Origin of the sequence: Sulfitobacter profundi (genome assembly GCF_042661425.1) — a bacterium.
Lineage (GTDB): Bacteria > Pseudomonadota > Alphaproteobacteria > Rhodobacterales > Rhodobacteraceae > Sulfitobacter > Sulfitobacter profundi.
In genome coordinates, this window is sequence record NZ_JBHSWA010000001.1 from 3191301 (window position 1) to 3204565 (window position 13265).

Consider the following 13265-nt stretch of genomic DNA (forward strand, 5'->3'; position numbering starts at 1 on the left):
CATGCCCGTGATGAACCTTCTTGTCGCCTTCAACGGCTCCGACGCCTCCATCGCCGCATTGCGCTATGCCGCCTCACTGGCCAAACAGCGCGGCGCGCATGTCACGGCGATCCTTGCCCATACCGCGCATGAGGTGATCGACCGCCGCTCGCGCTGGATCCCCGAAGAGGCCCGCGCCCTATTGGAGGCTGCCAACAGCGAAATCTTGGCCGAAGTCACCCGCCGGTTCGAAGAGCTACGCCCGGCACTTGATCTGGGCGACGCGCTAGATTTTCGCGATGAGACTGGCCGCGTCGACACGCTGCTTTCCGAAGGCGCGCGGTACTATGACATGCTGATCGTCGGTGCCCGCGCCGAGAGTGATGATGCCCATGTGACCCACCACCCAGACCGGATCGCGCTGCAATCCGGGCGACCGGTGATCGTGGTTCCGGCAGGCTATGACGCAGGCGCGCAGCATAGTCATGCGGCATTGGCGTGGGACGGCGGACGCGCCGCCGCGCGGGCACTGTCGGACAGCCTGCGCCTGCTTGAGGCCGATGGCCGGGTCAGCGTTTTGACGGTCGGCAAACGCACCTCTTGGCCGATCGCCGATCTGATGAGCCATCTTGACCGCCACGGCGTCGAAGCGGTGCATGAGAACTTTCCCACCACCCATCCGGTGGCGCAGACCCTGCTGTCCTACTGCGAGCGGCACGATCCCTCGCTGCTGGTGCTCGGTGCCTATGAGCACTCCAAATTCCGCGAAGATTTCCTTGGTGGCGTGACCGCCGAGGTGCTGGAAAAGATCAAAATCCCCGTTTTGTTGTCCCATTGAGAAGCGAATGATGACCAATTACGAGAAAATCCACGTCGCCCGCCGTGATCTGGAAAAACTGCGCGCCGAGTTGATCGCCAAAATCGGCACGCAGAAGGACCGCGACCCTGATCTGCTGATCCTGCATGAGCGGGTCAGCAAAGCGATCAACGCGCTTTCCGCATAGGGTGCCGGGATGAAGGTTCATATCCTCGACGACTGGTTCGACACCCTGCGCGGGTTGCCTTGCTTTGACCTGCTGGCGGGACACGACGTGACCGTCTGGACGGATCATCAGCCTGTCGAGGCGGTCTTGGCCGACCGTTTGCAGGATGCCGATTGCGTGGTGCTCTTTCGCGAGCGGACCAAGGTGACGCGGGGGCTGCTTGAGCGCCTGCCGAACCTGCGCCTGATTTCGCAACGCGGCGCTTATCCGCATGTGGATGTCGCGGCCTGCACCGATCAGGGCGTGCTGCTGTGTTCCAACAAAGGCGCGGATGGGGCCAACCACGCGGCAGCTGAACTAACCTTTGCACTGATCCTTTCAGCCATGCGGCAACTGCCGCAGCAGATGGCAAGCGCCAAGGCGGGCAACTGGCAGATGGGGGTCGGACGCAGCCTGCGCGGACGGCGGCTGGGGCTTTATGGCTATGGGCGCATCGGGCGTGTGGTGGCGGACTATGCCCGCGCCTTTGGCATGGAGGTTGTCTGGTGGGGCTCTGAAGCCGGACGCGCGCGGGCGAAAGCCGATGGGGAAACCGTCGCCGAAAGCCGCGCGGCGTTTTTCGGGTCCTGCGACGTGGTCTCCCTGCATCTCCGGCTGACACCTGAGACCCGCGGCAGTGTCACCGCGGAAGACCTCAGCGCCATGTCGCCCCGCGCGGTACTGGTGAACACCTCCCGCGCCGGACTGATTGCCGAAGGCGCGCTGCTGCAAGCGCTCAACGCCGGGCATCTGGGCGCAGCGGCGGTGGATGTCTTTGATACCGAGCCGTTAACGGATCCCAATGACCCGCTGCTCTCGCACCCCAGATTGATCGCCAGCCCGCATATCGGCTTTGTCACCGAAGACGAATTCGACAAGCAATTCACCGATATTTTCGAACAGGTGAATGGCTTTGCGGCAGGCGCGCCGATCCATATGATCAACCCTTCCGTCTACGCGCCATAAGTCCCGCAACCAGCGGCGCGCCGACGATCACCAACACGATGCGGGTGAGGTGGTGCGTGATGACAAAACCCAGATCCGCGCCGGTGACGATGGCCAGCACCGTCATCTCGGCCTGCCCGCCCGGCGCGAAGGCAAGGAACGCCTCGACCGGATCGCCCAACCCGGCCCAAGTGACGAGCCCGGTGAAACCTGCGGCCAAGACGGCGAGCACCAGCACATAGGCGATGCCTGCCAGCACCACCCGTGTCAGCTCGCCCCATGTCACGCCCAGAAAATGCACGCCGATTCCGCAGCCGATAAAGAACTGCGCGGCAAGGATGGCCTCGGCTGGCGGGCGGCTGTGGATCAGGCCCGAGAGTGACAGAATGGCGGTCACGATCATGGGGCCAAGGATGGACGCGCCGAACAGGCCGATCCGCTCTCCTCCCTTCCAACCGATCAGGGCTGCGGCCGCCATCAAGGCCATCTCCCCCACCGGCAGTTCCGTTACCGGCGCGCCGATGGGATTGGTCAGCCCTGCCCCGTATGCCAGCGTCAGGAAAGCAGGCGCGAGGGTGACGATGATCAACACCCGCGTGGCATGGATCAATGACAACGCCCGCGGATCGCCCCCTGCTTCGGTGCCGAAGATCACCATGTCCTGCAAGCCGCCCGGCATCGCGGCGTAATAGGCCGTCGGCGCGTCGAACCCCCAAACATGCCGAAAGAAAGGGACGCCGATAATCCCGATCAGCGCAATAAAGACCGGGACCAGCGCCACCGACATCGCCATCTGTGGCAGTTGGTGGAAAAGGTCAGGCGTGATCGAGGCCCCCACCGCCACCCCAAGGATCGTGCGCGCCGCGACCGAGACTTGGCCGAAGCCTTTGATCGGCACGTTCGACAATGCCGCGATAAGGCAGGCGGCCATCGGCCCGAAAAGGAATGGCAGCGGCAGATCGAGCCACCAAAAGAGCAAAGTTCCAGCCGCGGCGAGGATCAAGGTCAGCGCACGACGGCGGGTCGGTTGGGAGAGGCGCATAGGGTTCAACTCACTTCTTCTTCCGGGCTTGACCCTTTCTGGATACGATTGTATCCACCTGTATGCAATACCTATCGGAGGGGGTTTCATGAGCGAAGAAGACCGCACACCGCAAGGCAACTCTGCCTACAATCAGTTGATGGATGAACTTCGCGCCGGACGGCTCAACCCCGGCGACCGCCTGCGTGAAACGGAGTTGGCCGAGCGCTTGGGCGTCTCCCGGACCCCCGTGCGCGAAGCGATCCGACAGTTGGAGGCCGATGGCGTCGTGGCCCATATCCCCCGCCAAGGGGCGAGTATCCGCACACTGGACTATGCTGAGGTGATGGAGCTTTACGAGATGCGCGCCGTGTTGGAGGGCACCGCCGCGCGGCTGGCCGCCCGCGCCGCCTCGGATATCGAAATCGAAGAACTTCAGGACATGAACCAGTCGCTCGCCACCTTGGGCAACGTGCCCGAAGCCTTCACCCTCAACCGCCAGTTCCACGCAGCCCTTCTGGACGCCGCGAAGAACCGTTTCCTGACCCGGTCGATCCATACGCTGCAAAAGACGCTGATGATCCTCGGCCCGACGACGTTGACCGACCCTGCCCGCGCCGAGAATGCGGTGGAAGAGCACTTTGGCGTCCTCGACGCGATCAAGGCCCGTGATGCCGCCCTCGCCGAAGCAGCGATGCGCGCGCATATCGAAGCGGCCCAACGGGTCCGGGTTCGTGCCCTGCGCGCGCAGCCCTCGCGTGATGAGACCTATGACGGAGACCTGCTGTGACCGAAGCTTACGATATCGTCGTGATCGGCGGCGGCAATGCGGCGCTTTGTGCCGCGATCACCGCCGCCGAGGCCGGTGCCCGCGTCTTGATCCTAGAGACCGCGCCAAAGCCTTACCGAGGAGGTAATTCGCGCCACACCCGGAACTTCCGCTGCATGCACCACGGGCCGCTGGGGCCGTTGGTGGAGAGCTACACCGAAGAGGAATACCTCGCCGATCTGATGAAGGTGACGGGCGGCAAGACGGATGAGCACCTCGCCCGCCTCGCCATCCGCACCTCAGAGGAATGCCTACCCTGGATGGAGGAACATGGCGTCCGCTTTCAGCCATCGCTCTCTGGCACCCTGTCACTGGCCCGCACCAACGCCTTCTTCCGTGGCGGTGGCAAAAGCCTTGTGAATGCGTATTACCGCACCGCCGAGGGTTTAGGCGTGGATGTGCTTTATGAAGCTGCCGTGACCCATCTCGAACTGGAAGGCGACCGGGTGACGCGGGTGGACTATACGCATGAGGGGGCGGCCAAGAGTCTCTCGCCCAAATCCGTCGTCGTTGCCTCTGGCGGCTTTCAGGCGGATACCGACTGGCTCGCCCGCGCATGGGGGCCAGCGGCAAAGAATTTCCTGATCCGGGGAACGCCCTATAACCGCGGCGTGGTACTGGCGGACCTGCTGGACCAAGGCATCGCACAGGTGGGCGACCCGACGCAGTGCCACGCGGTCGCCATCGACGGGCGCGCGCCAAAGTTCGACGGCGGAATCGTCACGCGGTTGGATTGCGTGCCCTTCTCCATCGTCGTTAACAAGGACGCACAGCGGTTCTATGACGAGGGCGAGGATGTCTGGCCCAAACGCTACGCCATCTGGGGCCGTCTGGTGGCCGCCCAGCCCGATCAGGTCGGCTATGTCATCATCGACGCGAAATCGCTGAACCTGTTCATGCCTTCGGTCTTCCCACCGATCAAAGCCGATACGCTGGCGGAACTGGCGGGAAAGATGGGCCTGCCTGCTGATGCGCTGGAGCACACCGTGGCCGAGTTCAACGAAGCCTGCGGCGATCAAAGTAACTTCCACCCAACCGAACTTGATGGCGTGGCGACCACGGGTCTGACCCCGCCCAAGACAAACTGGGCGCGACCGATCACCGAGCCGCCGTTCTACGGCTATTCCCTCAGGACCGGCGTCACCTTTACCTACCTTGGCCTGAAAGTAGATGAAAACGCGCAATGCTCCATCGGCGACCGCCCTGTCAGCAACCTCTGGGCGGCGGGCGAAACCATGGCGGGCTCGATCTTGGGCCAAGGCTATCTTGCCGGATTTGGCATGACCATCGGCACCGTCTTCGGACGTATCGCAGGCAAGGAGGCCGCAGCCCATGCAAATTGATCTACTCCAAGAAGCACGCCGTCAGGCCGAAATCTGCAACGCCTGCCGCTATTGCGAGGGCTACTGTTCGGTCTTCCCTGCCCTTCAGGCCGAACGCGCCTTTTCTGACGGGGATTTAACGCAACTGGCGAACCTTTGTCACAACTGCCGGGGCTGCTATTACGCCTGCCAATACACCGCTCCGCATGAGTTTGACCTGAACCTGCCCCAAGCCTTGGCCGATGTGCGCCAAGACAGTTGGGAGGAGTTCGCCTTTCCACGTGCCGCCGGGAAAACGTTCCAGAAAAACGGCCTCGCCATCGTGCTCGCCACTGTCGTGGGCTTTGCCCTGCTGTTCTGGGCTGCCCGTGCGCTGGCCGCCGCAGGAGGCGAAGGTTTCTATGCGGTGCTGTCTCACAATGCGATGGTGTCGATCTTTCTGCCCGCCTTTCTGTTTCCGCTGATCAGCATCGCCATCGGGCTGCGCCGTTACTGGCAAACCGTCGGCGGTGCCCCGGTTCGCCTCTCGCATCTGCGCGGGGCCGTTGCCTCAATCGCGTATATGCGCAATCTCAAGGGCGGGCACGGCGACGGTTGCAACTTTGAAGACGAAGACCGTTTCACCCACACCCGCCGCTATGCGCATCAGGCAATCATGTACGGCTTTCTGTTGTGCTTTGCTTCGACCAGCGTGGCGACGCTTATGCACTACCTGCTTGGTATGCCCGCTCCTTACGGGCTGTTCTCCGCCCCCAAAATCCTTGGACTGTCGGGCGGTGTTCTGTTGGTGTTGGGCTGTGGCAAGATGGTCTGGCTCAAGCTGCGGTCGGACAAATCGCTCGGTGCGACCAATGCCTTTGGCGGAGAGATCGCCTTTACCGGGTTGCTGGGGTTTGTCGGGCTGAGCGGGCTGTTGCTCTATGCGGCAAGCGGTTCTGGCTGGATGCCGGGGCTGTTGGTTATACACCTCGGCGCTGTGCTCGCGTTCTTTTTGCTGACACCCTTCACCAAAATGGCCCATGGTTTTTACCGAATGGCGGCTTTGGTAAGGGATGCGCAGCGGCGTGAGGCGGTTTGAGCGAAATGGTACAGCGCGGGCGGGGCGCGCGGCGGCGCAGGTTCATGACAAAACCGATGTTGGGAATTTTCATCCTCTGAGCCGATAAGGCCAGCATTGGGTTTTACCCAGCATCCAATTGCGGTAAAAAGCGCCTATCCGCTGAAGCTTAGGCTTTGGCGGCTTACAGGGTCGGGCGTTGCATGGAGCCGGAACATTGAGTTTTACAGCGCCTGATTCCGACCAATTGCCCCGCACATTGAACGATTATTACAGCCGTGCACGCGCAGGGATGAGCCCGCGCAACCGCGCGTATTTCTTGGCCGGTGCCGGGGATGGGCAGACTGCTTCAGCCAATGAAACCGCTTTTCAGCAGGCTGAGGTCACGCCACGGATGTTGCGCGATCTGCGGGGCGGGTCGACAGAGGTGTCGCTGCTGGGACAAAAGCTTGTTGCGCCCTTTCTGATTGCGCCCTTTGCCTATCACCGACTGCTGCATGACGCAGGCGAGAGCGCAACCGCCCGCGCGGCCGAGGCCCAGTCGATCAAGATGGTGCTGAGCGCGCAGAGCAGCGAACCACTCGACAGGGTGCGCAGCAGCGGCCCCGGCAGTGACTGGTTTCAGCTGCACTGGTTGGGGAGCAGAGAGGCCACGCAAGCGCTTGCGCAGATGGCACTGGACGCGGGTTTCACCAGATTGATCCTGACCATTGATGCGCCCGTCCAAGGGGTGCGGGACCGCGAAATCGAGGCGCAGTTTCAGCTGCCGCCCGATGTCAGCGCGGTCAATCTCGCGCGGTTCACGCCGCCTGCCTTCACGTCGCGTGAAGACGCGCAGTCGATCATTTTTGACCACATCGCCGAGACCCTGCCCACATGGGCTGATATCGCTTGGCTGATCGAGACGTTAGAGGCTCCGCTGCTGCTGAAAGGCGTACTGCATCCCGAAGATGCAGCGCAGGCGCAGAGGATCGGCGCGGCGGGCGTTATCGTGTCAAACCATGGTGGCCGGGTGCTGGACCGCGCGCCCTCAACGCTAAGCGCCCTGCCCGCCATAGTTGCCAAGGTCGGACCGGATTACCCTGTGTTGATGGACGGAGGCATCCGGCGCGGGGTCGATATCCTGATCGCGCTGGCGCTCGGGGCAAAGGCCGTTTTGATCGGGCGGCCCATCGCCTGCGGATTGGCGGTGGCTGGCGATCTGGGCGTCAGCCATGTGTTGCGCTTGCTGCGCGACGAGTTGGAAATCGCTATGTTGCTAAGCGGCTGCGCAACGGTGCAAGACATAGAACGCGATATGGTTCACCTGAAACTATAACGCAGCGGGATGATCAGCGTGAATTCGTCGCCTTTCAGATAGTTGGGCGGCGTGGGCATCTTTTCCAGCGTCTTGACCGTCTGCACGGCAGCCATGTCGAGGATTTCTGAACCCGAGGATTGCGCCACCTCGGCCGCGATCAGCGCCCCATAGCGGTCCAGCGTGAAGCGCACCTGAACCTCGCCTTCGATCCGGTCGCTGCGCGCCTTGGCCGGATAGGTTTTGCCACCGCTGATCAACAACACGATGCTTTTCTGCCAGTCGCGGATCTCTTCCGTCTGTTCGGCGGTCAGCCCTTCACTTTCAGCCTTGGCGGTTTCCGCTTCGGTGTCAGCCTCAACCCCGGCGACAGATTGCTCAGAGGCCTGCCGCGCCTCGGCGCCGATCTGGCTTTCCGCGTCGATTTGCTCGGGGTCCTGCTCGGCGGCGATCTCTTCGGCCACCTCCTCCGTCTCGGCTTCGGGCTCGGGGGCGGCCACGCCGAATTTCAGGCTCTCGTCCTCAACGTCATAGGGTATCTGACTTAGAATTGGCTGTTCGGCGGCCTTAGCGGCCTCCAAAACTTCAGGGCTTTCGGTTACCGTCGGTGCCTCCTGGGCCTCGATTTGCGCCACGCTGTCTTCTTGCAAGGCCGAGGGGGCCGCGATGATGTCCGACAGATCGAACATCATCGCGCCGGTAATCCCCTCTGTCTTGGGCTCGGCGGGTTCTGCGGCGGGGGGCTGATCAAGCAGCAAGACGGGAAGCCCTGCATGCAGCGCACCGCTTAGGGCGATCGCGACGCCCCAGAAAACGGGCCTGACGCTGCGCGAGGCGTAGGTCAGGCTCACTGCGCCGCCTCCGGCTCAGGCATGGCTGCCTCTTCTACATTTTCATCCAGTCCGACCAGCCCGACTTTCAGAAACCCGTCTGCGCGCAGGATGTTCATCACCCGCATGAACTCACCATAGGGCACGGATTTATCCGCGCGGATGAAGATCCGCGTGTCGCGTTTTTGCAAGGTGGCGATGCCGACGTCGATATAAAGCCTGTCGTGCGTCGTGGCCGTCTCGCCCACTGAAAGGGCGAGGTCTTCAGTGATGGTGATGAAAACCGGCTCGGCGGGGCGCTCCGGGGCTTCGGCGACCGCTACGGGCAGTTCCACCGGGATGTCGACCGTCGACAGCGGGGCCGCGATCATGAAGATGATCAGCAGAACCAACATGACATCGATAAAGGGGGTGACGTTGATCTCGCTGTTTTCGCTGAGATCGCCATCGTCGTCACCGCGCAGCCGCGCACCCACGCCGCCTACTCCGCCGCCGGGGCTGAAACGGACCCCAGATGGTAGGCGGGTCGTGCCCCTGCCATCTCGTCATCGGCAAGGTCCAGATCGCGCGACAAGGTCCGCTCGACCAGCGCGCCCGCATCGGCCAGCATCACCTTATAGCCCCCAAGCCCCGCGCGAGGATGTTGTAAAAAATTACCGCAGGGATCGCCGCGACAAGGCCGATGGCCGTGGCCAACAACGCCTCGGCAATGCCCGGCGCGACGATGGCCAGATTGGTGGTGTTGCTTTCTGAGATCGAGATGAAGCTGTTCATGATCCCCCAAACGGTGCCGAACAGCCCAACAAAGGGTGCAACCGAGCCGACATTGGCCAAGACCCCAGCCCCCAGCCCCATGCGCCGGGCGGCCCCGGCCTCAATCCGCGCGATTTCCGACCCCACGCGCTCCTTGATCCCGGCCTTAATCCCCGTCTTCATCCCGGCACTCGTGCCCGAGGCTGCGCGCTCACGCTCGGCTGCGCGCACCATCTGCCCCATGACGCCTTTGCGTTTGGCGAAACGCGCACGCGCCGCAACCAGCGAGCCTGCCTTGTCCAGATCGCGATACCGGCGGCGCAGCACGCCGCGTTCCCATCGCAGGATCATCACCCGTGCGACAAAAATCACCCAGACCAGAGCTGAGGCAAAGAGCAGCGACAGCATGACGCCTTTGACAACCCAATCGGCCGCCATGAACATGCCAAGGGGCGACATCTCGTCATGCTCGGCCTGCTCAAGCAGCGTGGTCACCGTCTCAAGATCGAAAGCGGCGGCGGGGGCTGCGGCGATACAAAGGGCAGCAGCGGGAAAAACCAGAGAAAGCTTCATCGTTTAAGTCTCGGCCCATGTGCGAATAAGGTTGTGATAGATGCCGGTCAGACGCACCGTTTCGGGATCATTTGCCCCGATGCTGTCGCTGAGCGCCTGAATGGATTGATCCAGATCGAACAGGATGCGGCGGTTCGCGTCAGAGCGGATCATGCTTTGCAGCCAGAAAAAGGACGACACACGCGCCCCTCGGGTCACGGGGGTGACCTCATGCAGGCTGGTGGCCGGATAGAGGATCATATCCCCCGCAGGCAGTTTCACGGTCTGGCGGCCATAGTGATCCTCGATCACCAATTCGCCGCCGTCGTAGTCTTCTGGCTCGCTAAGAAATAGCGTCATCGACAGATCGGTGCGCAGCCGTTCCTGTGTCAGCGGATTGACCCGAATGGCATTGTCGATATGCGCCCCAAAGGTTTCGGCCTGCGCGTATTTGTTGAACATCGGCGGCAGGATTTTTGCGGGCAGCGCGGCAGACAGAAACAGCGGATCACTGGTCAGCTTTTGCAAGATGAACTTGCCCAATGTTTGCGCCGTGTCCGAGGTTGGCGGCAATTGTTGATTGCGTTTGACCTCCCGTGATTGCGCGCCTGCGGTCTTGGCTCCGTCCTCCCAATCAGCTGCATCAAGATGCGCGCGGACCTGTTTGACGTCGTCTTTGCTCAGGATCGAAGGGATCGTGATCAGCATATCATACCTCTTGCTGTCAGCGGGCAACCCCAGGAGGGCTGCCCGCCTTGATGGCTGCGGTTTAGAACTTCATTTCCAGAGAGAAGGAAACTTCACGGCCCGGCGCGACATAGGTGAATGGCGTGCCCGAACGGTAGGCAGCGTCATAGACCGTTTCATCCGCGACATTGGTGACGGCCATCTTCAACATGGTGTTGTCGGCGAATTCGTATTCACCCAGCAAGTCAAAGGTAAATGCGTCGGGAATGGACCGGCCATTGGCGGCCACGCTGCCCAGATCAATCGCACCTTGATAGTTCACACGCCCGCCCAGCATCAGCTTGTCGGTCACCTGATAGGTGGCGAGAAGATTCAGCTGCTCATGCGCAACGTTCGCCACCGAGAGGCCGATGTTGTCGCTGTCGGCACTGCGCAAGACCTTGCTGTCCATGAAGTTGGCGCCGCCAAAAAGGCTCAACCGTTCGGTCACCTTGCCCGCAACGCCGAGTTCAAGACCCCGCATGCGGTACTTCAGCGTGTCGGAGGTGACGGTCGCACCGCGTGGCCCGATATCCTCTCGCGCTTGGTCTTTGGTGGTTTGATAGAGCGCCGCAGTGAACAGAAGGTTCGGCGTGAAGCTGTATTTCGCACCGATTTCAAGCGAGGTGTTCTCTTCGGGCGCAAGCCCTGACCCGTTATCATCCAGCCCGCCGTAAAAACCGCCGCCCGCTTCCAGTTCCTGCCCCGCCGGGTTGGTCGAAGTAGCCGCCGCTGCATAGATGTTCAGACGGTCGGTAAAGGCATAGGTCGCCCCCAAGTTCCAGTTCAGCATGACATCATCGCGCGACAGCTCATAGGCATCTTCGCCGGTGCCGCCACTACGAGAGATGTCATACATATCCACCCGCAGCCCGCCGTTGACCTTCAGGCGGTTCGACAGGGTCACGGTATCCAGCGCATAGAGGGAGGTGGTCTTGACCGTCGTTTCCGTAAGGTCCGTTCCCAATACGGGTTCTTCGCCGCTCCAGCAGCCTTCCCCGATGGGATCGGGATTGACGGCGCTGACGGTGCAGCCGCGTTGGCCAGCCGGTGGCTCATAATCCTCGCTGGAGAGGTTCGAGTAGCTCAACTTCTCAATCTCTTCGCGCGAGGTGGCAAGACCAAGCACATAAGAATGCGACGCGCCGGCGAATTGGGCGGCCCCGCTCAGTTCCAGAACGTTGGCAAGCACATCGGTTTGCTGGTTCCAGCTTTTGAAGCTGAGACCGACTTCCCAATCCTCGGGATTGGTGGAATCATTGTCGATCAGGCTGCTGGGTGCTGTCAAAACATAGTCGTTGGTCGACCGTGCCGCACGGAATGTGTTGGTCAGCGTCATGCCGTTGTCAAAGGCATAGTTTGCCTTGGCCGTGGCCACCGTCTCTTCGACAGTCTGGAAATCGCGGCCCCGTACCCCGTAGAAAGTATCCCGGTCGATGCCGTATTCCGTGACCGGACCGACCAGGCCCAGGTCTTCGTTGTTGACGTAGGGCACCCCCAATCGGGCGTCTGCTCGATCTTGGTGTAGCTCAGGTTGCCTTCCAAGGTCAGCGCATCGGTCGCCGCGAATTTCAGTGCCAGTGCAGCACCCCGGCGGTCATCGGTGATCTCATCGCGCCCGGCCACTTCGCCATCTTGCAGCATTCCGTTGAAACGCAGTTGCAGACGGTCGCTGATGACCTTGTTGGTGTCGATGGTCTGGCGCAGGGTGGTCGCGTCGGTGACAGTGGTCACCGTTTTGGTGAAATCAACATCCTGCGGGCTTTTGGAGATCAAATCGATCGCGCCGCCCGTGGTCCCGCGCCCGCCGACTGTGCCCGCCGGGCCTTTGGTGACTTCGACCTGCTCGGTGTTGAACGTCTCGGCGACACCGGTGCCGGGGCTGCGGATGCCATCGGTATAGGTGTCGTTATTGGCTTTGAACCCGCGGATATAGATGTTGTCTCCAAAGGAGTTCCCGCCCTCGCCGAAGCCAAGCGAAATGCCCGGTGTCGACCGCGCCAACTCGCGCACGCTGGTTGTGCCGGTGGTTTCCAAGACCTCTTGGGTGATCGCTGTCACCGTGCGCGGATTGTCTTTCAGCGGGCCGGGCATCCGACTGTTGGCAAGCGTGTTGGCTTTGAATGGGGCGTCTTGATCAACGTACGAACTGCCACCTGCCGCCGCTTTTGCGGCAGCGCGGGCCTGCGCATCGGCCAGTTCCTGCGCTTGGCGTTCCGCGGCTTCCTCGGCGGCGCAGACGGGGGTGCCCGCCAATGCAGCTGTGCAGACCGTGGGTTCAGCCGCCCGCGGCTGGGCCGCTCGGCGTGGCGCTGGCTGGGCGGCGCGCGGCGCAGGCTTTACCGCCGGCTGGGGGTTGGTTCTTCGGTCGTCTCGACCTCGACTGTTGGCAGGATGATCAGATCACTGTCCTGCGCGGCGCCGGGTGTGGCCATGCAGGCCATGGCCAAGGAGGCTCCGAAGCCCCCGACCACCAGCGTGGAATGTCTGTGAATTTTGTCTGTGCAGTTTTGGGTGTCGTTGGTACGGCGCATAAGTCCCTCGCGGAGAAGATTTTTTCTTGCTGACCGCGCTTCCAACGGCTGGCTATTTGAATGGGTCACCGCTTAATCTGAGTATTTTAGTAAGTAAAGATATTAATCCTATTAAAATAGTCAAGTATAGCGCCGTGTTGTGAAGCTACACCACTTGGGGAGCGGCGTTTGCGCCCGGGCGCGGGCAGTGAAAGATTTCACGACTGAGGCTGGATGGGCGGTGAAAGCGGCTGGGCTCTTGCGTGGTGGCAGCCTGCGTCTTCGCTATTCGGGCGGGGGCGCATCGAACCGGTGCCCTCAAGAACAAGCGGAAGTCTGGTTCACAGAGGGTGTTTTCGGCGTCGCGCAGCGCGTCTGCAGGCCACGATCAGTGAGACCGCTACGTGATTTCGTATCTC

The 13265-nt window shown here is 61.8% G+C and carries 16 protein-coding genes; 7 read left to right on the forward strand and 9 right to left on the reverse strand.

Translation table 11 applies throughout. The features are described 5' to 3' along the window. Position 1 precedes the first annotated feature (1 nt). From ACFQAU_RS16585 to ACFQAU_RS16595, 3 genes are read left to right on the forward strand one after another with little or no spacing between them, the layout of a single operon-like run. Positions 2-817 (forward strand): universal stress protein, encoded by an 816-nt coding sequence (locus ACFQAU_RS16585; protein WP_132443482.1) that lies wholly within the window; start codon positions 2-4, stop codon positions 815-817. A gap of 7 nt (positions 818-824) precedes the next feature. Further along, positions 825-983: a hypothetical protein gene (locus ACFQAU_RS16590; RefSeq protein ID WP_165935525.1), complete on the forward strand. Its 159-nt coding sequence runs from the start codon at positions 825-827 to the stop codon at positions 981-983. Between the two features lie 9 nt (positions 984-992). Then, positions 993-1967 carry a D-2-hydroxyacid dehydrogenase family protein gene (locus tag ACFQAU_RS16595; RefSeq protein ID WP_132443483.1) on the forward strand — a complete coding sequence of 325 codons (975 nt, stop codon included), beginning with the start codon at positions 993-995 and terminating at the stop codon, positions 1965-1967. Here the strand turns inward: ACFQAU_RS16595 and ACFQAU_RS16600 are convergent. After that, the gene (locus ACFQAU_RS16600) at positions 1942-2988 is read right to left on the reverse strand and encodes an AbrB family transcriptional regulator (RefSeq protein ID WP_132443484.1); all 1047 of its coding nucleotides are present in this window, start codon (positions 2986-2988) and stop codon (positions 1942-1944) included. The genes ACFQAU_RS16595 and ACFQAU_RS16600 overlap by 26 nt on opposite strands. 88 nt (positions 2989-3076) lie before the next feature. Here ACFQAU_RS16600 and ACFQAU_RS16605 point away from each other — a divergent pair, with 88 nt between their 5' ends. The 4 genes from ACFQAU_RS16605 to ACFQAU_RS16620 all read left to right on the forward strand — a co-directional run bounded on the left by ACFQAU_RS16605 (position 3077) and on the right by ACFQAU_RS16620 (position 7493). Next, a complete protein-coding gene (locus ACFQAU_RS16605; protein WP_132443485.1) occupies positions 3077-3757 on the forward strand; it encodes a GntR family transcriptional regulator in 681 nt (226 codons plus the stop codon). Further along, entirely contained in the window at positions 3754-5139 is a 1386-nt protein-coding gene (gene tcuA / locus ACFQAU_RS16610) for an FAD-dependent tricarballylate dehydrogenase TcuA (RefSeq protein ID WP_132443486.1), read from the forward strand. Before ACFQAU_RS16605 ends, tcuA begins: the two co-directional genes overlap by 4 nt. Beyond that, on the forward strand, positions 5129-6196 hold the full coding sequence (tcuB, locus tag ACFQAU_RS16615; RefSeq protein ID WP_132443487.1) for a tricarballylate utilization 4Fe-4S protein TcuB: 1068 nt from the start codon (positions 5129-5131) through the stop codon (positions 6194-6196). Before tcuA ends, tcuB begins: the two co-directional genes overlap by 11 nt. Positions 6197-6392: 196 nt before the next feature. Further along, on the forward strand, positions 6393-7493 hold the full coding sequence (locus ACFQAU_RS16620; protein WP_240791527.1) for an alpha-hydroxy acid oxidase: 1101 nt from the start codon (positions 6393-6395) through the stop codon (positions 7491-7493). Here the strand turns inward: ACFQAU_RS16620 and ACFQAU_RS16625 are convergent. The 8 genes from ACFQAU_RS16625 to ACFQAU_RS16660 all read right to left on the reverse strand — a co-directional run bounded on the left by ACFQAU_RS16625 (position 7478) and on the right by ACFQAU_RS16660 (position 12867). Beyond that, positions 7478-8323 (reverse strand): energy transducer TonB, encoded by an 846-nt coding sequence (locus ACFQAU_RS16625; RefSeq protein WP_132443488.1) that lies wholly within the window; start codon positions 8321-8323, stop codon positions 7478-7480. The two genes, ACFQAU_RS16620 and ACFQAU_RS16625, sit on opposite strands and share 16 nt — an antisense overlap. Continuing rightward, a complete protein-coding gene (gene exbD, locus ACFQAU_RS16630; protein ID WP_120350966.1) occupies positions 8320-8778 on the reverse strand; it encodes a TonB system transport protein ExbD in 459 nt (152 codons plus the stop codon). Before exbD ends, ACFQAU_RS16625 begins: the two co-directional genes overlap by 4 nt. Positions 8779-8783: 5 nt before the next feature. Next, the gene (locus tag ACFQAU_RS16635; protein WP_386283526.1) at positions 8784-8912 is read right to left on the reverse strand and encodes a hypothetical protein; all 129 of its coding nucleotides are present in this window, start codon (positions 8910-8912) and stop codon (positions 8784-8786) included. Further along, positions 8912-9628, reverse strand: a complete 717-nt coding sequence (exbB, locus tag ACFQAU_RS16640; RefSeq protein ID WP_386283529.1) for a tonB-system energizer ExbB — start codon at positions 9626-9628, stop codon at positions 8912-8914. The genes ACFQAU_RS16635 and exbB overlap by 1 nt, the downstream gene beginning before the upstream one ends. 3 nt (positions 9629-9631) lie before the next feature. Beyond that, positions 9632-10315 (reverse strand): Fe2+-dependent dioxygenase, encoded by a 684-nt coding sequence (locus ACFQAU_RS16645; protein WP_132443490.1) that lies wholly within the window; start codon positions 10313-10315, stop codon positions 9632-9634. 61 nt (positions 10316-10376) lie between these two features. Continuing rightward, positions 10377-11771, reverse strand: coding sequence for a TonB-dependent receptor (locus ACFQAU_RS16650; protein ID WP_386283980.1), 1395 nt, complete (start codon positions 11769-11771; stop codon positions 10377-10379). Beyond that, entirely contained in the window at positions 11669-12589 is a 921-nt protein-coding gene (locus ACFQAU_RS16655) for a TonB-dependent receptor plug domain-containing protein (RefSeq protein WP_386283533.1), read from the reverse strand. The genes ACFQAU_RS16650 and ACFQAU_RS16655 overlap by 103 nt, the downstream gene beginning before the upstream one ends. Positions 12590-12672: 83 nt before the next feature. Then, positions 12673-12867 (reverse strand): hypothetical protein, encoded by a 195-nt coding sequence (locus ACFQAU_RS16660; RefSeq protein WP_386283537.1) that lies wholly within the window; start codon positions 12865-12867, stop codon positions 12673-12675. Positions 12868-13265: the final 398 nt, after the last annotated feature.